The following is a 19,009-nucleotide window of genomic DNA, read 5'->3' on the forward strand; positions in this document are numbered from 1 at the left end:
TCTCTCCTCTTTATATGTTCGCAAACGGCAGCAATCTCGCCACAAACTTAGCCGTACCCGCGCCTGTCTTGCTTCCGGCGCACCTGAACGTAAGCTTCCTGTTTCTCGCTATATACGCAGAGGCAAGCGTCGGAGTTACCACCGTGTAATTGGACTGGCTCACGTCCGAAGTATGGCTTACGTACCTTGTCAGGCTGTCCGAGTCCCCGAACTGCAATGCCACACCGGCGTCCCCGGAAGTCCCCTCAACGTAAAGGATACTCACATCCCTTATCCAGTAGTCACGGAGAGCCACGAACTTTACCTCTGTCTCCACGGAGGCGGAAAGGTCGAACTCCTTCGACTCAAGGATGGTCTCCCCCTCGAAGCTCGTCGTCCCCGCCGTGCTGTTGTCTACTACCCTGCCAGTGGAGTTGGAGAAGGTGTTCTTGCCGATGATCGAGTAGGTCGCGTCCGTATCAACGACGATCTGCTTGCTGTTAGCAAGTCCCTGGAAGTGGTTACGGGCTATGTAATTGTCGTCTCCGTTATTTAATATGCCCCAGCCTGTGCCCGTGCCAGCAAACTCATTACCAATGATATTCGCTTTGTCACCCTGGCAATTCATCATGTAAACTGTGCCTGTGTTGTTAAAGTGACACCCGTCAACTATCGGCCCCTGAGTCACATCAGAATGTACATAGAGGTCGTTTGTCGTGTTGGCCTCGAAGTGGCAGCCCCTGAAGTTGACCCTGTGCATATTCGCGCCCTCGATATAGGCCCCGTATGCGTTGGTCTTGAAGTGGCAGGCGAGGAAGACCATCTGCGCCAGCACGTTCACGTTTGTCTTGATGTGTATGCCCTTGCCCGTGCCGTTCCAGAAGTCGCACTTCTCAAATAGCATCTGCCCTGAGAACACGTCATTGGGGGAGTCCTTTATCGAGAAGTAGAGCGCGTTGTCCGGCCCGTCTATCTTGACCCTCGATGCTAATCCGTTGTAGGAATTGAGGGCGTATATTCCATAGGTAGACGACCCCCTTACGTTTAAATCCGTCAGCCTGAACTGTGTGAGAAAATCCGCGTTGAGAAAGGAATTTGCCCCCGTGAGCTTCACCCCGAAACCCTCAAGGCAGATATTGCGCCTTGCATTAAAGCCAGACCACTCGCCGTCAACCTTTAAGCAATCGCCCGTGCCATCATAAATGAGCCAGGTACCTCCTGCCATGTCGCCATTAACATATTCAGGCCGTCCCTGCCCTCTTACCGTAATACCTTCCGGCAGGGTAAGGCCGGCGGCCCCTTCTCCGAGGTGCCAGTATCCAAGCGGCAACTGAAGCACCCCGCCCGTGCCTGACGCAAGGCTTTCTATATAGTCGACCGCCTCTTGTATCTGGCTGGAGTAATCGGCCGTGCCGTCAGTCACGAAGCCTTCAGGGAGCCACTCGCGAAGGTCGAAATCAAGAGTGTCGTTTCTCAGGTACTTGTGCGTCCCGTCGGCGTTGTGCTCGACGAGGGCCAGCCTGTTCAGCGTATCCGACTTCGTCGGGTGCCCGGAACCTACCATTTCTTCGGTATAAGCTATTCTCAGATCAGCCATCAGTTCTTCTCCCTCTGCCATTTTTCAAGACCTCTTGTGCCAGCCGCTACGCCAAGGACGATGAGCATGGCCTCCCATATGCCTGCCGGGATATCTATCGGCATGAGGCCAACGCCCTTAAAGTAGGGCAAGAGAATATAATTGTTAACAATAACGGCGGCAAAGGTGAAGCCAAGCGTCGGCCGCCATGAATATTGCATCCAATGCTCGCTCCTGGCCTCTTCCCTCATGGTGGCGTTCACGGATTCCATGACTTTTGCCTCCGCCCCTATCTCCTTCAACACAAGCTCCTGAGCCCTGAGCTTGAACTCCTCTTTCTCCTTTTCACTCACCGAGGCAGGCAGGTACCTTTCGACAAGTTTTTCTACCACCCTGCCTACAGTGCTCCGTATAAGCTCATTGAATGGGTTCCAGGGCATGGCTTCTCCGATTTATTCTTTGAGGCGGCTTACGGCAGAAAGTGGTGTTTTTTTTACAGCCCTTCAAACTTAAGCCAAGGTAACCGCTCAGGTTTTTATGTTTTTTTATTATGGCCCTTGAACCCCTGACACAACTCCCGCGCGCAAACCGTGACAGAGCATCCTTCCGGCGCGCTCGCTTCACACCCGTTTTTTTTCGACTATAATTTCTTGCATGGCTTTGGGAAAGGAAGGCAAGCCTAATTCACCTGGCGGGATAATGGATGAAATGGGCCCGGAAAACTGAAAAGATCTGCTTCGCCGTTACACTCGTCCTCTCGCTCGCTATCCCGGCTATTGCGCACGCCGAGTTCTCGGTCGGATACGCTAGAGATTTTGTGCACGCGCCTGGGACAGATGCTGTAGTGCTGAGGTATGACCACAGGAGAACAAGGCTGGGCCTTCAGGCCATGTACTGGGACGGCCCGGACGATTCGAACGCCTCAATTGGGATCGATTATGACCTGCTGGCAAGCGAGACCTGGGACCTTAACCTCGGTGGGGTCTTCATAGACAGGGTAAACGGTGTAAACGGCACGCACTTCAATTTTTCGGCTGGGTTGGGGATAAACATAGGAAAGCGCTTCCGGATACAATACACCCATATGTCCAACGCGCAGAGTGACAACAACAACGGCTGGAACTTCGCGGGCTTCCTCCTGAGGTTCTAAGTTACCCGATTTAAAGACAGCCCGGAATCAGCGCGACCTGCCCCTATCGTACCGTTTTCTGAGCGCCTTTTTAATGTGCAGAAACTTTTTACCGATCCTTCTCGGCCCCATCGGCCCTGAGCCGTGCTCTATCTCCATGGCCGAGGAAGGGGCCGGTACTTTTTCCTCAAGGACGCCGGAGAACTGTCCCGGAGACTCCACCTTTGCCTGCGTCGCCGTCCCGTCAAATCCACCCTCTATCCGGTTCTTTCTAAGCCTCGACATATCTCCCCCGAAAATTTAAGGAGGGCCACGTTATGGATCTGCCGTCTAACGGCCAGCGTCGTTTTGAACGCCTCCATTGAAGGTAGCCCCTCCTTTCTTCAATTGTTCTATCAAATACTGAGAAAAGCCGGGCACGCATCTCACGTCATCCCATGACCTGAACCGCCCGTGCTCCTCTCTGTAATCGAGCAGCACCTGCGCCCTTTCCTTGCTGATGCCGTTTATGCCGGCGATCTCCTCGAAACTTGCCGTATTAAGGTCGAGACCCGCCATAGGTCCAATCCTTTTGATGCGAAGGATTTACGGTTTTTTTCCCTTTAATATAACTATAGGCTTGGCTCCGAGCGTGTCAAGAAGGATGAAGGTCCACAGCTCGCCCGACGCCCATCCCTCCTAAAAAACCCTTGTTTTTAAAGGAGTTCGGTAGTATCATTTGTCGATGGACCCTGCAAGTCCCCAAAGATCCATGGATTTCACAAGCCCCACATTCGGACGCTTGAGCATAGACGAGATGTTCGGCAGGATAGTCGAATACGTCAATGAAGATCCGGACCAGACCTACAACATCATAATCGGCACGGATTCATTCCTGAACAGCGAAACACTATTCGTAAGCGCGGTCATCGTCCACCGGATCGGCCACGGCGGCAGGTATTTTTACAAGAAGGCTCCCCGGCGGAAGATGGACAGCTTGAGGCAACGGATCTTCTACGAGGCCACCATGAGCATCGAGCTGGCCTCTGAGATGCGAAGACGGCTCAACGAGAACGGCCTTAAAAAACTGCCTGTAGAGATCCACCTCGACGTCGGAGAGAAAGGCGAAACCCGTGAAATAATCAAGGAACTGGTCGGGATGGTAACAGGCTCCGGTTACGCCGCGAAGACAAAACCCGACTCTTTTGGCGCAAGCAAAGTTGCTGACCGCCATTCAAAATAGCCCCTAATCCCCCTTCTTGATACTCTCATAATTTTCAGTATACTTTTGTTACAGCGAATCCCGGAACGGAAACCAATGCGCTTAAGGGCTCCTCTGATTCCTCTCTTTATTCTCTTCTCCGCCTTGCTTGCCCTTATACAAAAAGCAGGGCTGTCGCCAATTATGTCGAAATAGTCCTTAAAAGGCTTTGAAGGCAGGAACCGTTATGTCGAGTGTAAAAGAAGAGATATCAAAGGCTCAGAGGTACATAGTCCACGGGGTCTATGTCATCAGCACCATCCACAACGGCCGTACCAACGCCCTCACCGCCGCATGGGTGGCCAGGGCCTCGTTCGTGCCGCCCCTTGTGACGATCGCCGTAGGCAAGGCCCGGTTCTCACATGACATGATAAGAGACTCCGGCGTCTTCGCGGTGCACATACTCGGCCCCGAAGATATAGAGACCGGCAAGCGCTTCGGCCTTAAGACCGGGAGAAAAACAGACAAGTTCGAGGGCCTTGACTATGAGACAAAGGTGACCGGCGCACCGGTGTTGAAAGAATGTCTGGCCTGGCTCGACTGCAGGGTAGTCTCATACCACGACGCCGGCGACCACACCTTGTTCATCGGCGAGGTCCTGGACGCAGGCGTAAGAAGAGAAGGTGACAAACCGCTTCTTTACGAAAGGGGCAGCTTCTTCAAATAACTTCCAAAAGACGCCTGCCCATTCAAGGACTCATCCCTTTCCTCCGATCCTGCATACCTCAAAATCTTTGCTACAATTATATTAGTAAACACAGGAGGTCTACCAATGAGCACGTTAAAGCGTATGCTTTTGCTATTGTTTTTCATGATGCTGCCCGCAGGCGCTAACGCCTATTATTTCGGCGGGCTCGACGACTACGCAGCGGGAGTGCCATCGCAGGAGCAGAAGCCCTCTTTCCTCGAGCAGTACGGGGGACAGGTCTTCTACGAGACCCTCTACAGCGGCAGGTTCGGCACGCTGGACGTTGAAAACCATACCCTGATACTCGACTCCGAGGTGCCTGGCTTCCTGGGGCCTGAAGGTGTCTCAGTGCCGCTGGCCGTTAGCGATGAGGCTGCGGTCAACCTGTGCGAAAGCGGCGGGGAGTGCAGGAGCATCGGGACCGAAGGCTGGGAGAGCCTGGCATCGATACCTCAGGAGGAGCTTGCCGGAGCGAGAGTGGTCGTAATGGGCGATCCGGAGGACCCCGCAAGGATAATCTCGATTATAAAAAAGTGACACCCGGCAGGGCTGAATTAGAAGGGTGTTGAAAAACAGCCTGCTAAGCAATCCAAGGACGGATTGCCAGATTGCGAGACTTGAAAAGTCGAGCAATTTGTAAGATTTGGACTGATTCACTCAGGCCAAATCATAGTTGAAAAAGTCCTGGACGGACTTTTTCAACATCCTGTTAGAAGGTGAACACATGGAAGGAGGTCTGTATGGCCACTGAAAGAAAGCCGAAAGGCAAGATGGATACAGAGGCTGTAATGGAGGTCTACAAAAAGCTGGCAACTCCAGGCGCTCCGCACAAGCTGTTGGCGAGCATGTCTGGAAGCTGGACCACCAGGACCAGGGCATGGATGGAGCTCGGCAAGCCACCCGATGAATCGGCTGGCGTATGCGAGCAGAAGATGATCCTCGGCGGACGCTTCCTGCTCCAGGAGTGCACCGGCGAGATGATGGGTGGCAAGTTCAACGGCATAGGCTACACCGGGTACGATAACCATACCAGGAAGTTTGTCTCTACCTGGATGGATTCCATGGGCACAGCCATCTATTTTTTCGAAGGGCCGGCGAGCGCCGACGGCAGGGGTTTTACGCAGAGGTGCCGTTATGACGACCCCGTTAAAGGCCCGATGGAATGGCGTTCAGCATGCACTCTCGTAGATGAGACTACCATAGTCTTTGAGATGTACGGCACTGTCCTAGGCGGTACAGAAGAGAAGATGATGGAGATGACATACACGCGGAAGGTATGACGGAGGGCTGTCGAGGCCGCCATATCTGGAGATGTTTGCAAAGGTGGCGGGCAGAGGCAGGCTGTCCAGTGCTTTTTCAGTAGCCTGCTACCAGCCTACCATCTTCCTGAACTCTTCTTCGTCTATTATCTTAAGCCCCAGCTCCTTCGCCTTGTCGTACTTTGAGCCCGGCTCCTCTCCAGCGACCACGATATCGACCTTTTTTGAAACAGACGACGCGGCCTCGCCGCCAAGGGCCTCGACCAGGTCCTTTGCCTCGTCCCTTGTAAAGGACTTTAGCCCCCCGGTAAAAAGAACGACCTTGCCGGAAAGAACTCCGGTTTCAGCCCTCGTTTCCCTCGGGAATACGACACCGGACTTCCTGAGCTTCTCTATGACCTGGATATTGTGCTCTTCCCGGAAAAAATCCACTATAGACATCGAGGTCTCCGGGCCGACTTCAGGCACGCGCAAAAGCTCCTCTTCGGCGGCGGCCATCAGGTCTTCGATTGCGCCGAACTTCTTGGCGAGCACCCTCGCCATATGCTCTCCTACACCTTTTATGCCGAGGGCGTAGATGAGCCTCTCAAGGGTAGGACGCTTGCTCTTTTCGATGGCCCCTTGGAGGTTCGAGATGGATTTGTCCTTCCATTTGGCGAGCTCTTTAAGTTTATCCGGGGTGAGGTTAACATAGATATCAGCCACGTCTTTAAGGTGGCCAGAGTCCACGAACTGCTCCACATGCTTGTCTCCCATGCCATCTATGTCCATCGCCCGCTTTGAGGCAAAATGCCTTATGCTCTCCTTGAGCTGCTTGGGGCATAGTAACCCCCCCGTGCAATAGTGTATGGCCCCGACCCTTTCAACCGTGGAATCGCACTCAGGGCATCTCTCAGGCATACGGAACTGGACCGTATGCGCCGGCCTTTTCTCCTTTATGACCGTCAGCACCTCCGGTATTACGTCCCCCGCCCGCTGCACTATGACCGTATCTCCTGCCCTGACGTCCTTCCTCTCTATCTCGTCGAGGTTATGAAGTGTCGCCCTTTCTATGGTCACCCCCCCGACCGAGACCGGTTCAAGCAACGCCACAGGCGTAAGCGCGCCGGTCCTGCCGACCCCGATTTCGATATCCCTGACCCTCGTCGATTCCTGCTTTGGGGCAAATTTATATGCCAGGGCCCAGCGCGGGCTCCTTGTGATAACGCCGAGCTTTATCTGCAGGCCGAGGTTGTTTACCTTGAGAACGACCCCGTCCAGCTCATAATCGAGCCCTTCCCTCTTTTCCTCCATCTCGTCATGGTATTCGATAGCCCGCTCGATGCCCGTGAGTATCTTTATATGCGGGTTTACCTTAAGCCCCAGCTTCTTGATAAGAAGAAGCGCTTCATGATGCGTCTTAAAGTCGACGCCTTCGGCTGCCCCATGGCCGTAGCAGTAGATATCAAGGGGCCTTCCTGCAGTTATCTTCGGGTCGAGCTGGCGAACGGAGCCAGCCGCCGCGTTCCTCGGGTTGGCGAAAAGGGGTTCGCCCTTTGCCTCGCGCTCCCTGTTTATTTTCCTGAATGCGTCGAGGGGGATAAAGACCTCCCCCCTTATCTCTATATACCTTGGAGCATGGCCTGTGAGCTTGAGCGGCACGGAGCGTATCGTCCTCAGGTTCTGGGTTATGTCCTCGCCCACGACACCGTCTCCCCTGGTAGACCCTTTCAAAAAGACCCCGTTCTCATAGACCAGCTCGACGGCCAGCCCGTCCAACTTGGGCTCTCCGACGTACTCTATCGGCTCATCCGCCCCCAGCCCGAGCTGCCTTTTAATCCTGGCGTCGAAATCCACGGCCTCTTCGGCGGCAAAGGCGTTCGCGAGCGACAGCATGGGTAGCGTGTGCCTTATGGTGCCAAAGGCGGCCACAGGCTTCTCCCCTACCCTTCTGGTCGGAGAATCAAGGGTAACGAGATGAGGAAAATCTCTTTCAAGCCCCTGGAGCCTTTTCATGAGCCGGTCGTACTCGGCATCCGTTACCACGGGGCTGTCCAGTACGTAGTAGCGATAATTGTGGAAGTTTATCTCTTCCCTCAATCTCTCTATTTCAGCTATAGCCTCATTTTCTTCCATGAAGGTATATGTAGCATACAGAGTGCCCATGGTCAATCCAGCCCTTAACCGGCTGCTGAAAAGGCCCATCTGCGGCGTCGTCTTCAAACGGCAAAAGCGGCGTACCATCCAAGTACGCCTCATTCCTCCTGTTTCGCCTTCTTGCATCTTGACCTCATTTGAAGCCTGAATGTTTGTTTTTGAGTTTTCAGCAACCGATTATGCTTTCGGGTTGCTTTTCGCGCCCCCGGGGTGTTATAGTTCCTTTATCCTCAGGCTATCTCCCCCCCCTGAAAATTTATTCCTTGACAAATAAGGCGAAATACTTTAAATTTTAAAATTCAAAATAATGTCGGGGTTTACAGATGAAGACTTTTATTCCCAAAGTAGACGCTAATGCGAAGAAGTGGTATCTTGTTGACGCGAAGGGGCAGACCCTCGGAAGGCTTGCCGCCAGCATTGCCACCGTATTGAGGGGCAAGCACAAGCCCACTTTCACTCCTCATATCGACACCGGTGACTTCGTCGTTGTCATCAACGCCGAGAAGGTCGGCGTGACCGGCCAGAAGATGACCGACAAGATATATTATCACCACAGCATGTATCCGGGCGGGCTCAAGTCGGTGCCCTTAAGCAAGATCATGTCCGAAAAGCCGGAGGAGGCCATTAAAAAGGCCGTATGGGGCATGCTTCCGAAAGGCCCACTCGGCAGGGACATGCTGAAGAAGCTCAAGGTATATGCCGGGGAGAACCACCCCCACCAGGCCCAGGGGCCCGCTGCCCTGGCCTTTAAATAACAGTTTTTATTCTTGGGAGAAGGTAAATGGCAGACATATTCAGCGCTGTAGGAAGACGCAAGACCTCTGTAGCGAGGGTCCGGCTCCTTACCGGGGCAGGCGATATAACCGTAAACAGGAAGGCCGTGGCCGAGTTCTTCAGCCGTGACACGCTGAGGAGCATCGTAAAGCAGCCCCTTGAGCTTACCAGCACCTCCGGCAAATTCAGCGTCATCGCCAATGTCGCTGGCGGCGGCGAGAGCGGCCAGGCCGGCGCCGTAAGGCACGGCATCGCCAGGGCGCTTTGCCTCGCGGACAGCTCCTTCAGGGGCGTACTCAAGAAGGCGGGGCTCATCACCAGGGACCCGAGGATGAAGGAAAGAAAGAAGTACGGACAGAAGGGCGCCAGGAAGAGGTTCCAGTTCTCCAAGAGGTAATCTCTGGGATCGTTTTCTCAAGGGGAAGGCCGCTGGCCTTCCCCTTTTTTATTATCAGCTCAAATTCCGTTTTTTAAGGATGACGTAAATGAAAGTCGCGATCTTTGGGGCAAGCGGTTATACCGGGCTCGAGCTTTTAAGGATCCTCGCTACACATAAGGACGCTCGGGTCATCGAGGCCACCTCCAGGCAGTACAAGGGTAAGCCGATCCCGGAGGTCTTCCCGGCGCTCCGTGGCTTCTACGACCACCTCGCCTTCAGCGACCCTGAGGACGTAAGGACGGTAGAGGCCGATATCGCCTTCAGCGCCCTGCCCCACGGGGCATCCCAGGAGATAGTGCCTGAGCTCCTTAAGCGATGCCGGGTCATCGACCTGAGCGCGGACTTTCGCCTGCGCGACCCAAAGGTCTACTCAGCCTGGTATGGCGAGCACCTCTCGGCTGGGCTTCTTTCGACTGCCGTCTACGGCCTCCCCGAGCTCTACAGGGAGAAGATAAAGGGCGCGCAACTTGTAGCCAACCCCGGCTGCTATCCCACGAGCGCGATACTCGCGCTCGCGCCTCTGGCCAGGAAGGGGCTTATCGTCGAAGGGTCGGTCATAATCGATTCAAAGAGCGGGGTGTCGGGCGCTGGCAGGGGCGCGAATACAGATACCTCTTACGTTGAAGTCGCGGGCGCCTTCAAGGCTTACAAGGTGGGCTGCCACAGGCATACCCCGGAGATAGAACAGGAGCTTTCGGCCGCAGCCGGCATGAGTCTTGGCGTGCGTTTCACCCCGCATCTCCTGCCAGTGTCTCGCGGCATACTCACGACGGCTTATGCCGATATTAAAGAGGCGCTCCCGTCAAGCGGCCTTCATGCCCTCTACAGTGATTTCTACTCTGGCGAGAGGTTTGTAAGGCTGCTGCCCGATGGCAAGTTCCCGGACATAAGCCATGTGCGCGGGTCGAACTTCTGCGACCTGGGCCTTTTTGTGGAGGGTAAACGGGTGATAGCCGTCTCGGCCATAGATAACCTCGTGAAGGGCGCTTCAGGCCAGGCCGTACAGAACATGAACATCATGCTCGGCCTGCAAGAAGATACCGCTCTCCTCACCCCGCCCCTTTCGGTCTGAGAGGCCAGGAAATAAAAAAGGCCCTGCATGAATATGCAGGGCCTTGACTGTTGGATTATTTTTAGAACCTGAGCCTTACCAGTTCTATCTTTTCTATTTCCTCTACCTCGTTTAACTTCTCATCGTATATCTTCTCGGTTGAGATAGTAGGCAGCCCGAAACTGACACCATCCTTATCCACCTCGGCAGCAGCCGTCACCATCGTGCTCATGGTCATCCCATAGGCCGCTCCCGCGAGTATACCGACAGCCGCGCCGGTAGGGATATATTCTATGTGGTCATCCGGATTGTCTGTAAGAAAAAGGACCGCCGTGCCAAGAAGGGCTCCGATAAGGCCGCCGTACAGAGAGTCCCTGAGCGTCCTTTGCATCATATCCTCTGCCATCGCAGAGGTCGCTGAGGCGAAGAAGGCGGTTAGCAGGATTATACAGGTTATCTTCTTCATTTTCCGCAGAGCCCTTTCATATGAACTCTCAGCAGCAGAAAAACTATCAAAAATGTTACTCCATAATACAGTATTCAGCCGATTTTTGTCAAGGGACTTAAGTCACAACTCGCGCCGTATCTGGTGTATAATATGCGCTCAACCGATGGTTACGCTGCCGGCCTTCGACAGGCAGTCTTAAAAAAGCTAATAATTACAAGATGTTACACTGCCAGGGACAAGCGCCGCAAACTTGACAGAAGTTCATTAGAAGATATACTGAAAACAGGGAGGGGAGATGACGATTACGGCTGATATTTACGATCTGGCGATTTTTCTGATAGGTTTAGGAGTTTTTATTTTCGCAGTAGCCTTCATCCCCGCATTGTTACAGCTTAAAAAGACCTTCAAGGCCGTTGAGGAGCTCTCGGTCGAAACCCGAAAGACCGTCGAGATAATAAACTTTATCGGGAAGAAGGCTCAGGAGGAGACCGCCAATATCGAAGAGCTTTTGGCCCGGGTAAGGGAATTGGGCTTTAAGGTCACCGACATGGGCAACCTCGTGGTCGACAACATACGCGCTCCAATAATCGGCATATTGAGCCTGCTTTTCGGAGCAGAAGAGGGATTCAAAAGGTTCTTCCACCGGAAAGACAAAAAAGGAGGTGGCACAGATGAACAGCTCTAAAAACGTTGCCATTGCTTTCCTTATAGGCGGTGCGATAGGCGCTGGGGTCGCCCTTCTTTTCGCCCCGGCTTCAGGGATCGAGACCAGGAAAAGGATAAAGGACGGCTTCGATGACGCAGGCGATTGGGCCAGGGACAGGTACCAGGACACAAGATATAAAGTGAATGATTCGACCGACAGGGTAAAACAGTTCGTGGGCGACAAGAAAGACGACCTGCAAGCGGCTTTCGAGGCCGGCAGGGAGGCCTTTCTTAAAGGTAAAGAAAGGCTCGCGAGGTAAAATATCTTAAAGACCGGCCTGTGCCGTCTGTGAGGGCCAAGTGGCTACACAGACCGCACCGGCCTGAATCTTATAATATCAATTATTCGCGTAACCCCGCCTCCGGTATGATACCCCGCCTGCCTTGACTTTTTCTCTTATACCTTTTTGAGGAGTTATGTTGAATGGCCGATGAGAAAGTAACATTGAGTGTTTTTACCGCCGACGTGGGCGGCTTTGTCGGCCATGTCAGCAGCCATCCGGAAGTGCTTGATACCGCTAAAGAAAGGCTGTACACGGCCGGCACCAAAGGAAAGATATCCGATTTCCATATCTTAAGATGCGGCGACGACATAAACCTTGTCATCACTCATTTAAGAGGGACCGACGACAGGGAGATACATGCCCTTGCCTGGGATACGTTCCTTGCCTGCAGGGAGACTGCGGAAGAGCTCAAGCTCTATGGCGCGAAAAGGGGGATGCTCGAGGACTTTACCGGGAACATAAAGTGCATGGGCCCTGGCGCGGCAGAGATCGAGTTCGCCGAACGCACAAGCGAGCCCGTACTCGTCTTTCTCTCCAACAAGACCTCTGTCGGCTCATGGAACCTCGCCCTCTACAAGATCTTCGCAGACCCGTTCAACACATCAGGGCTTGTCTCCGACGCGGCCATGCTCAATGGGTTCACCTTCAGGTTGCTCGATATCAGGGAAGAGCGGACGGTTGAGATCTCAACACCCGAAGAGCTGCACATACTCCTTGCGCTCGCCGGCTCCACGTCGAGGTACATTATCACCTCGGTCTCGAGGCGCTCGGACGGGGAGATAGCAGCCGCCATCTCATCCGAAAAATACGACGTCTTGGCCGGCAAGATAGGCGCCAGATGCGAACCGGCCATGCTGGTGCGCTGCCAGAGCGGGTTCCCGGCTGTGGGAGAGGTCATGGAGGCGTTCACGCTGCCTTACCTTGTATCCGGCTGGATGAGGTACTCCCATATCGGCCCCTTGATGCCGGTCCCTTTTTACGAGGCGAACCCGACGAGGTTCGACGGCCCTCCCAGGGTCATATCAGCCGGGTTTCAGATATCGGGCTCCAGGCTCATAGGCCCGCACGACATGTTCGACGACCCGAGCTTTGACGAGGCCAGAAGGCTTGCCAACAAGTCTACAGAGTACCTGCGCAGGCATGGCCCTTTCCAGCCTCACAGGCTCCCGGAGGGGGAAGCGGAGTACTCCTTGCTGCCGATAATCCTCGATAAGATAAAAGACAGGTTCAGGAAGGTCTAAGCGGTCCTTTTCAGACCCGCGCCCCTCTATCCCTTCGCATCTTTCGCCTTCATCACGATTTTAAAAGAGACGGACAGGCAAAATAATTGATATAATAAAAATATGAAGGGAGGCGCTTTCCTATGCCAAAAAAAACAGGCAAAGCGACGTTGCAGAAGGGCGCCCACATATTTAAAAGAAAGGCTCTCGACCCTGGCGGGGACCCGTACCTTAACAAGGAGGCCCCCGAAGATATGGCGCTCTGCGGAAGATGCGGTGCCGTATACCATGGAAAAAGATGGTATCAGAGGCATGAGCTTCCCCCGACGCTTGTCGAGAGGCCCAATACAGAGACCGTCTTCTGCCCCGGCTGCCAGAAGACGAGGGATAAATACCCTGAGGGCTATCTCACGATAGAGGGGAAGTTCGTAGAGGCGCACGCAGATGAGATAGTCGGCCTCATAAACAGCAAGGAAGAGAGGCAGTCCTCGATCAACCCGCTTGAGCAGGTAATGGAAATAAAACGCTTTGACGGACGGATCGAGGTAAAGACGACCACTGGAAAACTCGCCCAGCGCATAGGCCGGATACTCCAGAAGACCTATGACGGCGAGATAACTTATAAATGGAGCGTGGATACAAAGCTCGCCAGGGTAGTCTGGAAGAGAGACGAGCTTTAAGACGCGAAGCCCCAGGAAAGGTATTCAGCCGTAAAAAAGATGAGGGAAGCAAGACTTTATTCAAAAGCCGAAGGAGAGATAGTAAACTGCGTTCTGTGCGCCTTCCGCTGCCGCATAAAGGACGGCCATCGAGGCGTATGCGGCGTGCGTGAGAACATCGGCGGAGTGCTTTACACGCACACCTGGGGGTGCCTTGTCGCGGAGCAGATAGACCCGATCGAAAAGAAACCACTTTACCACTTCCAGCCCTCCTCGCGTTCATTTTCCATAGCGACCGCGGGATGCAACTTCAGGTGCCTCCATTGCCAGAACTCAGAGATATCCCAGATGCCGAGGGACGAAAAACAGATCCTCGGCGAGGAAACCACACCTGAAGAGATCGTTGCCGAGGCGTACGAGACAGGCTGCTCGAGCATCTCTTATACTTACACCGAACCGACCATCTTCTTCGAGTTCGCACAGGATATCTGCGTACTCGCCAGTGGAAAGGGGCTGAAGAACGTCTTTGTCACAAACGGCTACATGACAAAGGAATGCCTGGATGAGATGAACGGCATACTCGACGCTGCCAACGTCGACGTGAAATCCTTCAGCGACTCGTTCTATAAAAAGGTCTGCGGCGCCAGGCTCGCGCCTGTGCTCGAATCGATCGAGCGCATGAGGAAGATCGGGGTCTGGGTGGAGATAACCACCCTTCTCATCCCGGGGATGAACGACAGCGACGAAGAGCTTAAAGAGATAGCCAGATGGATATTCAAGACCGACAAGAGCATGCCCTGGCACATAAGCGCCTTCCATCCAGCGTATAAGATGACGGACATCCCGCCTACCCCCTTATCTACCCTTGAGAGGGCCCGCGCCATAGGGCTCGACGAAGGCCTCAGGTATGTCTACACCGGCAATATCCCGAACCACAAGGGAGAGTCGACCTGGTGCTACAGATGCGGAGCCCTCCTTATTGAACGCCGCGGGTTCGTTGTCAGTAAAAACGATATCGCTGACTCGAAATGCCCAAAGTGCGGCTCCATAATAGATGGGGTCGATCTTTAAATCCCCCTGACCCTCCTTTATCGATCCATCCTGTGTTGGTTCCCCCGCAATCTGCTATAATTTTTATATGCGTCATTCTTTTATCCGGCAACAGCCCTACCCCCCTCAAGGGGGAAAAGGAGGATAAAATGCTTGCTGAGTTCAGCATAGTGCCTGTAGGCTCAGGAGAGAGCATGGGAGACGCCATAGCGAGCGTCCTCAAGATAGTCGACCAGAGCGGCCTTCCTTACAAGGCCTCGGCGATGGGCACCATCGTAGAGGGCGGCTGGGACGAGATAGTCTCGCTCGTTAAAAAGTGCCATGAGGAAGTGCTCAAGAAGGCCCCCAGGGTCACAAGCACGATCCAGTTCGACATCAGGCCCGGGAAGCCTCAGGACCGCCTGACCGAGAAGCTCAAAAGTGTCGAGAAGCGCCTCGGCAAGGAGGTCAAAAAATAATAGAGATCGACGGCAGCTACGGGGAGGGCGGGGGCCAGATGCTCCGGACCGCCTTGAGCCTGGCCTCCGTAACAGGTCTGTCTATGCGCCTTTTTAACATCAGGGCTGGCAGGGCTCACCCCGGGCTACAACCCCAGCACATACAGAGCGCCAGGGCGGCCGCATACATAACAGGCGGTGAATTAAAGGGCGACCTTCCCGGCTCGATGTCCATAACATACATCCCAGGCAGGCCCAGGGCCGGGAGATATTTTTTTGACGTAGGGACAGCTGGCTCCGCCGGACTGGTATTCCAGACCGTCGCGCCTGCGCTCTTCTTCGCGCCCGCCCCATCAGGCGTCACCATAAAAGGCGGCACCCATGTCCCATGGAGCCCGCCGACAGACTACCTTGAAGAGGTCTTCCTTCCGGCGATATCGCCGATGGGCCTGCATGCGCGCCTCAATACCGCGGCACGCGGCTATTATCCAGCCGGCGGCGGCTCGATAACGGCTTCGATAAGCCCTGCCAAAGCCCCGGCCTCACTCTTACAGATAATAGAGCGCGGCAGGCTTGAAAAAATCAAGATAATATCCGCTGTCTCAAACCTTCCGATCTCGATCGCCGAGCGCCAGATAAAAGGCGCCATCTCAAGGCTCCTTGAGTTTTCATCGCTGATAGAGGCTGCCTCTATCGAGGCGCCTTCACCGGGAAGGGGCACCTCGGTATTCATACTCGCCTGCTACGAAAACCTGAGGGCCGGGTTCACCGCCCTCGGCGCCAGGGGCAAAAGGGCCGAGACGGTAGGGGCTGAGGCTGCTGAAGATTTTATCTCCTACGCCACAGGACTGGGCGCCCTCGACAACCACCTCTCTGACCAGGTCCTCATTTACATGGCCCTTGCAGGCGGACGCTCCTTTTATAGCGCGTCTCAAATAACCGGCCACCTGCTTACCAATATCCACGTTATCGAAAAATTCCTGCCCGTTAAGTTCCATGTGGAAGGCAATGCAGGGCAAGTGGGGCTTGTGCGCGTAGATGGCGCGGGATTTTCCTGATTTTCCTGAAAACACAGAAGAAATCTGCTATGCTTTAGCATTCCAATGAACTTTCCATCGGGATTCATAGAAAGCTTTTCTCTCGCCCTGATACCGCTCTTCGTAGCCATGGAGCCGATCGGCCTCATACCCATCTACCTTTCCATCACCAGGGAGATGGACGCCAGGCAGAAAAAGAGCGTCCTTTTCTATTCACTCGTGACCGCCGCCGCCATCACGATAGCCTTCCTCTTCGTGGGCAGGGCCGTCTTTCTATCGCTCGGCATCACTATTCCCGATTTCCAGATAGCCGGAGGCCTGATCCTCCTTTCAATTGCCATCGTCGATATAATCCATACAGCCAGGGGGACCCCCGGCATAGCGCCCACGCCGGGGTTCGGGGTCGTGCCCATCGGCACGCCGCTGATCGCCGGGCCCGCCGCCCTTACAACACTTCTCATACTGAGCGACCTTTACGGCTTTACCGTGACCCTCTCGGCGCTCCTGGTAAACCTCCTTATTATCTGGATCGTCTTTCTTTTCTCCGAGAGGATAGTCGGCTATATCGGCGAAAACGGGGCGCTGGGCATATCGAAGGTCATCTCACTCCTCCTTGCCGCCATAGCGGTGATGATGATAAGAAGGGGGCTGGAAGCCCTTCTATAGCGACCGCCTTCCATTGATTTCGGTCATGGAAAGGGGCATGAAAATAAGTTATATTGTACGCGAACTTATTTTCACTCAGGAGGTTCCGTTTTAGATGATCCTTAAAATCTCGCTTCTGCTGCATATACTTTCCGCCATATTCTGGATAGGGGGCATGCTCTTTCTCGTCCTCGTCGTCGCCCCATATTTGAAGAGCGTGCCAGACCCCAAGGCCAAATCCCAGATATACCAGGTCGTGGGCAAGCAATACAGGTTCTGGGGATGGGTCTCCATAGTGACCCTGCTTGTGACCGGGCCCATTATCCTTAACGACCTCTACGGCCTTCCGTTTACAGCCCTTTTTGACCCCTCCCTGCACTCTACAGGCTTTGGACAGGCGATAGTAGCGAAGCTCTCCCTTGTCGCGATAATCGTCATCTCCAGCCTTGTGCACGACTTCTGGATAGGGCCAAAGGCGAGGACATCGCCAAGGCATTCGAACATAGCCCGGTTTTTCGGCAGGATAAACCTCCTTATAGCCCTGCTCATAGTCCTTTTCGCGGTATTCATAAGGACAGGGGGGATCTGAATGCACAAGTTCAACCCTGAGCACCTGGAGCGGCTTCTAAGCGATGAGAGATATCGCGAGATAGACCCGGAGCGCGTACTCCGCGAGGCGGGGCTTAAGCCAGGGGACATATTCGCCGACATCGGCTCGGGCCCGGGCTTTTTCACCATACCTGCCGCCAGGATAATCGGCCCGTCCGCCATGGCCTTCGCCATAGACACCCAGGCCGAGATGCTCATCGACTTGAGAGACAGGAGAAACCCTCCCGATAACGTGGTGCTCATGAAATCCGAGGAGTACGAGCTCCCGCTCGCAGACTCGGAGGCCGACTTCGCGCTCATGGCATATGTCCTCCATGAAACAGGGGACAAAACGAGGCTTCTCCTGGAGATAAAGAGGGTCATGAAGCCCGGCGGGAGGCTCCTTGTGATAGACTGGGAGAAGAAATCCGAGGAGAAGGGCCCCCCTGTCGAGGAACGCATTACAGGGCGCGAGGCACGCTCTTTTATGGAAGAGGCCGGCTTTGATGTGATACAGATGGGGCCCATGAACCCCTCGCATTACAAGCTCCTGGCCAGACGCCCCGCCTGACAAAGCGCCCCGCTTTTGTCATAATCGCCATAAACCCGGGAGGCTGGAATGGAAGCGAAGATAGACGGCAGGATCTCCCTTGTAAAAGGCGACATAACCCTTGAAGAGACGGACGTCATCGTAAATGCCGCCAACAGCAGGCTTGCGGGCGGCGGCGGGGTAGACGGCGCTATACACAGGGCCGGCGGCCCCAGGATAATGGACGAGTGCAGAAAGATCGGCAGTTGTCCTACCGGGAGCGCTGTCATCACAAGCGGCGGAGAGCTCAAGGCCAGATACGTCATCCATACCGTCGGGCCCATCTACAAGGACGGAGCGCATAACGAGCCCATGCTCCTTGAGAGCGCGTACCGCACAAGCTTAAAGCTCGCCCTCGACAAGGGGCTTCAATCCGTCTCCTTCCCCTCCATAAGCACAGGGGCCTATGGCTTCCCGATAGAAGAGGCATCCCGCATAGCGCTCTCCACTGTGATCGACTTCCTTAAAAAGAACGGCAATCCTTCCCTCGTGCGTTTTATCCTCTTCTCTGACAAGGATTACGCGGTCTACAGCCGCACACTCTCAAGCCTGCTGCCTTAGACAACCCAGCCTTCCTTGACACAACCTTGACCGCAGACCATAATCTTAGTGTATGGATTTTTTCTCCATTTTCATGCAAAGGAGTACTCAATGGACGAATTTGCGGGCGAAGTCCCTGTTTCCAGCGAAGACTTTAACAGGGAAAACGATATAGCCATATTCATGGGGCCTGTTATGAGCATGTACCCGGAGATAAGCGCTAAAGAGATCAACTCCCTCGTCGAGAAAGGCACGGCGTTTACGCTTATCGACGCAAGGGGGCCTCAAGAGTTCGCCTCAGGGCATATCTCAGGGGCGATAAACATCCCGGCAGCCTCGATAGAGCGTGAGTGCGCCGGGCTCGACAGGAACGGGCTCATAATAGTCTACGGCTCTGACGGCTGGAGGACGGAGAGCGCGGTGGCCGCTGACAAGCTACATACCCTGTATTTCAAGAATGTGCTCCGCCTGTCCGGCGGTCTGGCATCATGGAGGAGCAGCGGATGTTCAGAGACACAGGCGGCATAGCATAAAGG

26 protein-coding genes are annotated in these 19,009 nt (G+C 54.4%); 20 read left to right on the plus strand and 6 right to left on the minus strand.

Annotation, left to right across the window (positions count from 1 at the left end; all coding sequences use genetic code 11):
* Positions 1-10: 10 nt before the first annotated feature.
* Together A2V21_305440 and A2V21_305445 are read right to left on the minus strand one after the other, a co-directional pair.
* Positions 11-1,597 carry a hypothetical protein gene (locus tag A2V21_305440; protein ID OIJ73757.1) on the minus strand — a complete coding sequence of 529 codons (1,587 nt, stop codon included), beginning with the start codon at positions 1,595-1,597 and terminating at the stop codon, positions 11-13.
* Positions 1,576-1,995 carry a hypothetical protein gene (locus tag A2V21_305445; GenBank protein OIJ73758.1) on the minus strand — a complete coding sequence of 140 codons (420 nt, stop codon included), beginning with the start codon at positions 1,993-1,995 and terminating at the stop codon, positions 1,576-1,578. The genes A2V21_305440 and A2V21_305445 overlap by 22 nt, the downstream gene beginning before the upstream one ends.
* 263 nt (positions 1,996-2,258) lie before the next feature.
* Between A2V21_305445 and A2V21_305450 the strand changes: the two genes are divergently transcribed.
* Positions 2,259-2,705, plus strand: coding sequence for a hypothetical protein (locus tag A2V21_305450; protein OIJ73759.1), 447 nt, complete (start codon positions 2,259-2,261; stop codon positions 2,703-2,705).
* A gap of 27 nt (positions 2,706-2,732) precedes the next feature.
* Here A2V21_305450 and A2V21_305455 read toward each other — a convergent pair whose 3' ends face one another.
* Positions 2,733-2,969, minus strand: coding sequence for a hypothetical protein (locus tag A2V21_305455; GenBank protein ID OIJ73760.1), 237 nt, complete (start codon positions 2,967-2,969; stop codon positions 2,733-2,735).
* 45 nt (positions 2,970-3,014) lie between these two features.
* Entirely contained in the window at positions 3,015-3,242 is a 228-nt protein-coding gene (locus A2V21_305460; GenBank protein ID OIJ73761.1) for a hypothetical protein, read from the minus strand.
* Positions 3,243-3,435: 193 nt separating this feature from the next.
* Here A2V21_305460 and A2V21_305465 point away from each other — a divergent pair, with 193 nt between their 5' ends.
* The 4 genes from A2V21_305465 to A2V21_305480 all read left to right on the plus strand — a co-directional run bounded on the left by A2V21_305465 (position 3,436) and on the right by A2V21_305480 (position 5,892).
* A complete protein-coding gene (locus A2V21_305465; GenBank protein ID OIJ73762.1) occupies positions 3,436-3,906 on the plus strand; it encodes a hypothetical protein in 471 nt (156 codons plus the stop codon).
* A gap of 205 nt (positions 3,907-4,111) precedes the next feature.
* Entirely contained in the window at positions 4,112-4,591 is a 480-nt protein-coding gene (locus A2V21_305470; GenBank protein OIJ73763.1) for a hypothetical protein, read from the plus strand.
* A gap of 105 nt (positions 4,592-4,696) precedes the next feature.
* On the plus strand, positions 4,697-5,149 hold the full coding sequence (locus A2V21_305475; GenBank protein ID OIJ73764.1) for a hypothetical protein: 453 nt from the start codon (positions 4,697-4,699) through the stop codon (positions 5,147-5,149).
* 203 nt (positions 5,150-5,352) lie between these two features.
* Entirely contained in the window at positions 5,353-5,892 is a 540-nt protein-coding gene (locus A2V21_305480) for a hypothetical protein (GenBank protein OIJ73765.1), read from the plus strand.
* Positions 5,893-5,979: 87 nt separating this feature from the next.
* Here A2V21_305480 and A2V21_305485 read toward each other — a convergent pair whose 3' ends face one another.
* Entirely contained in the window at positions 5,980-7,986 is a 2,007-nt protein-coding gene (locus A2V21_305485) for a DNA ligase (NAD(+)) LigA (GenBank protein ID OIJ75065.1), read from the minus strand.
* A 344-nt stretch (positions 7,987-8,330) separates the two neighbouring features.
* Between A2V21_305485 and A2V21_305490 the strand changes: the two genes are divergently transcribed.
* The 3 genes from A2V21_305490 (at position 8,331) to A2V21_305500 (ending at position 10,292) form a co-directional block, all read left to right on the plus strand.
* Positions 8,331-8,762 (plus strand): 50S ribosomal protein L13, encoded by a 432-nt coding sequence (locus A2V21_305490; protein OIJ73766.1) that lies wholly within the window; start codon positions 8,331-8,333, stop codon positions 8,760-8,762.
* 26 nt (positions 8,763-8,788) lie between these two features.
* A complete protein-coding gene (locus A2V21_305495) occupies positions 8,789-9,178 on the plus strand; it encodes a 30S ribosomal protein S9 (protein OIJ73767.1) in 390 nt (129 codons plus the stop codon).
* Positions 9,179-9,266: 88 nt separating this feature from the next.
* Positions 9,267-10,292 (plus strand): N-acetyl-gamma-glutamyl-phosphate reductase, encoded by a 1,026-nt coding sequence (locus A2V21_305500; GenBank protein ID OIJ73768.1) that lies wholly within the window; start codon positions 9,267-9,269, stop codon positions 10,290-10,292.
* A gap of 61 nt (positions 10,293-10,353) precedes the next feature.
* On the opposite strand, the gene A2V21_305505 is transcribed toward A2V21_305500, so the two are convergent.
* Entirely contained in the window at positions 10,354-10,737 is a 384-nt protein-coding gene (locus A2V21_305505) for a hypothetical protein (GenBank protein OIJ73769.1), read from the minus strand.
* A gap of 277 nt (positions 10,738-11,014) precedes the next feature.
* On the opposite strand from A2V21_305505, the gene A2V21_305510 reads away from it, so the two are divergent.
* From A2V21_305510 to A2V21_305565, 12 genes are all read left to right on the plus strand, one after another.
* Positions 11,015-11,404: a hypothetical protein gene (locus tag A2V21_305510; GenBank protein ID OIJ73770.1), complete on the plus strand. Its 390-nt coding sequence runs from the start codon at positions 11,015-11,017 to the stop codon at positions 11,402-11,404.
* Entirely contained in the window at positions 11,391-11,684 is a 294-nt protein-coding gene (locus tag A2V21_305515; GenBank protein OIJ73771.1) for a hypothetical protein, read from the plus strand. The genes A2V21_305510 and A2V21_305515 overlap by 14 nt, the downstream gene beginning before the upstream one ends.
* A gap of 164 nt (positions 11,685-11,848) precedes the next feature.
* Entirely contained in the window at positions 11,849-12,949 is a 1,101-nt protein-coding gene (locus A2V21_305520; GenBank protein OIJ73772.1) for a fructose 1,6-bisphosphatase, read from the plus strand.
* Between the two features lie 149 nt (positions 12,950-13,098).
* Positions 13,099-13,608, plus strand: coding sequence for a hypothetical protein (locus A2V21_305525; protein OIJ75066.1), 510 nt, complete (start codon positions 13,099-13,101; stop codon positions 13,606-13,608).
* Positions 13,609-13,647: 39 nt separating this feature from the next.
* Positions 13,648-14,658 (plus strand): AmmeMemoRadiSam system radical SAM enzyme, encoded by a 1,011-nt coding sequence (locus tag A2V21_305530; protein ID OIJ73773.1) that lies wholly within the window; start codon positions 13,648-13,650, stop codon positions 14,656-14,658.
* A 128-nt stretch (positions 14,659-14,786) separates the two neighbouring features.
* A complete protein-coding gene (locus tag A2V21_305535) occupies positions 14,787-15,095 on the plus strand; it encodes a hypothetical protein (GenBank protein ID OIJ73774.1) in 309 nt (102 codons plus the stop codon).
* A gap of 38 nt (positions 15,096-15,133) precedes the next feature.
* On the plus strand, positions 15,134-16,132 hold the full coding sequence (locus A2V21_305540) for an RNA 3'-terminal-phosphate cyclase (GenBank protein OIJ73775.1): 999 nt from the start codon (positions 15,134-15,136) through the stop codon (positions 16,130-16,132).
* A 45-nt stretch (positions 16,133-16,177) separates the two neighbouring features.
* On the plus strand, positions 16,178-16,777 hold the full coding sequence (locus A2V21_305545) for a hypothetical protein (GenBank protein ID OIJ73776.1): 600 nt from the start codon (positions 16,178-16,180) through the stop codon (positions 16,775-16,777).
* A 94-nt stretch (positions 16,778-16,871) separates the two neighbouring features.
* Complete coding sequence (locus A2V21_305550; protein OIJ73777.1) at positions 16,872-17,345, plus strand: hypothetical protein; 474 nt, start codon at positions 16,872-16,874, stop codon at positions 17,343-17,345.
* Positions 17,346-17,915, plus strand: a complete 570-nt coding sequence (locus A2V21_305555; protein ID OIJ73778.1) for a hypothetical protein — start codon at positions 17,346-17,348, stop codon at positions 17,913-17,915.
* 48 nt (positions 17,916-17,963) lie between these two features.
* Positions 17,964-18,494 (plus strand): O-acetyl-ADP-ribose deacetylase, encoded by a 531-nt coding sequence (locus A2V21_305560; protein ID OIJ73779.1) that lies wholly within the window; start codon positions 17,964-17,966, stop codon positions 18,492-18,494.
* A gap of 90 nt (positions 18,495-18,584) precedes the next feature.
* Positions 18,585-19,001, plus strand: a complete 417-nt coding sequence (locus A2V21_305565) for a hypothetical protein (protein OIJ73780.1) — start codon at positions 18,585-18,587, stop codon at positions 18,999-19,001.
* Positions 19,002-19,009 lie beyond the last annotated feature (8 nt).

This window comes from Deltaproteobacteria bacterium GWC2_55_46 (assembly GCA_001595385.3).
Classification (GTDB): domain Bacteria; phylum Desulfobacterota; class GWC2-55-46; order GWC2-55-46; family GWC2-55-46; genus UBA5799.

Bases quoted from the DNA above. Each gene is read 5' to 3' on its own strand.
- A2V21_305440 (OIJ73757.1), bottom strand. From the start codon at position 1,597: ATGGCAGAGGGAGAAGAACTGATGGCTGATCTGAGAATAGCTTATACC.
- A2V21_305445 (OIJ73758.1), bottom strand. From the start codon at position 1,995: ATGCCCTGGAACCCATTCAATGAGCTTATACGGAGCACTGTAGGCAGG.
- A2V21_305450 (OIJ73759.1), top strand. From the start codon at position 2,259: ATGAAATGGGCCCGGAAAACTGAAAAGATCTGCTTCGCCGTTACACTC.
- A2V21_305455 (OIJ73760.1), bottom strand. From the start codon at position 2,969: ATGTCGAGGCTTAGAAAGAACCGGATAGAGGGTGGATTTGACGGGACG.
- A2V21_305460 (OIJ73761.1), bottom strand. From the start codon at position 3,242: ATGGCGGGTCTCGACCTTAATACGGCAAGTTTCGAGGAGATCGCCGGC.
- A2V21_305465 (OIJ73762.1), top strand. From the start codon at position 3,436: ATGGATTTCACAAGCCCCACATTCGGACGCTTGAGCATAGACGAGATG.
- A2V21_305470 (OIJ73763.1), top strand. From the start codon at position 4,112: ATGTCGAGTGTAAAAGAAGAGATATCAAAGGCTCAGAGGTACATAGTC.
- A2V21_305475 (OIJ73764.1), top strand. From the start codon at position 4,697: ATGAGCACGTTAAAGCGTATGCTTTTGCTATTGTTTTTCATGATGCTG.
- A2V21_305480 (OIJ73765.1), top strand. From the start codon at position 5,353: ATGGCCACTGAAAGAAAGCCGAAAGGCAAGATGGATACAGAGGCTGTA.
- A2V21_305485 (OIJ75065.1), bottom strand. From the start codon at position 7,986: ATGGAAGAAAATGAGGCTATAGCTGAAATAGAGAGATTGAGGGAAGAG.
- A2V21_305490 (OIJ73766.1), top strand. From the start codon at position 8,331: ATGAAGACTTTTATTCCCAAAGTAGACGCTAATGCGAAGAAGTGGTAT.
- A2V21_305495 (OIJ73767.1), top strand. From the start codon at position 8,789: ATGGCAGACATATTCAGCGCTGTAGGAAGACGCAAGACCTCTGTAGCG.
- A2V21_305500 (OIJ73768.1), top strand. From the start codon at position 9,267: ATGAAAGTCGCGATCTTTGGGGCAAGCGGTTATACCGGGCTCGAGCTT.
- A2V21_305505 (OIJ73769.1), bottom strand. From the start codon at position 10,737: ATGAAGAAGATAACCTGTATAATCCTGCTAACCGCCTTCTTCGCCTCA.
- A2V21_305510 (OIJ73770.1), top strand. From the start codon at position 11,015: ATGACGATTACGGCTGATATTTACGATCTGGCGATTTTTCTGATAGGT.
- A2V21_305515 (OIJ73771.1), top strand. From the start codon at position 11,391: ATGAACAGCTCTAAAAACGTTGCCATTGCTTTCCTTATAGGCGGTGCG.
- A2V21_305520 (OIJ73772.1), top strand. From the start codon at position 11,849: ATGGCCGATGAGAAAGTAACATTGAGTGTTTTTACCGCCGACGTGGGC.
- A2V21_305530 (OIJ73773.1), top strand. From the start codon at position 13,648: ATGAGGGAAGCAAGACTTTATTCAAAAGCCGAAGGAGAGATAGTAAAC.
- A2V21_305535 (OIJ73774.1), top strand. From the start codon at position 14,787: ATGCTTGCTGAGTTCAGCATAGTGCCTGTAGGCTCAGGAGAGAGCATG.
- A2V21_305540 (OIJ73775.1), top strand. From the start codon at position 15,134: ATGCTCCGGACCGCCTTGAGCCTGGCCTCCGTAACAGGTCTGTCTATG.
- A2V21_305545 (OIJ73776.1), top strand. From the start codon at position 16,178: ATGAACTTTCCATCGGGATTCATAGAAAGCTTTTCTCTCGCCCTGATA.
- A2V21_305550 (OIJ73777.1), top strand. From the start codon at position 16,872: ATGATCCTTAAAATCTCGCTTCTGCTGCATATACTTTCCGCCATATTC.
- A2V21_305555 (OIJ73778.1), top strand. From the start codon at position 17,346: ATGCACAAGTTCAACCCTGAGCACCTGGAGCGGCTTCTAAGCGATGAG.
- A2V21_305560 (OIJ73779.1), top strand. From the start codon at position 17,964: ATGGAAGCGAAGATAGACGGCAGGATCTCCCTTGTAAAAGGCGACATA.
- A2V21_305565 (OIJ73780.1), top strand. From the start codon at position 18,585: ATGGACGAATTTGCGGGCGAAGTCCCTGTTTCCAGCGAAGACTTTAAC.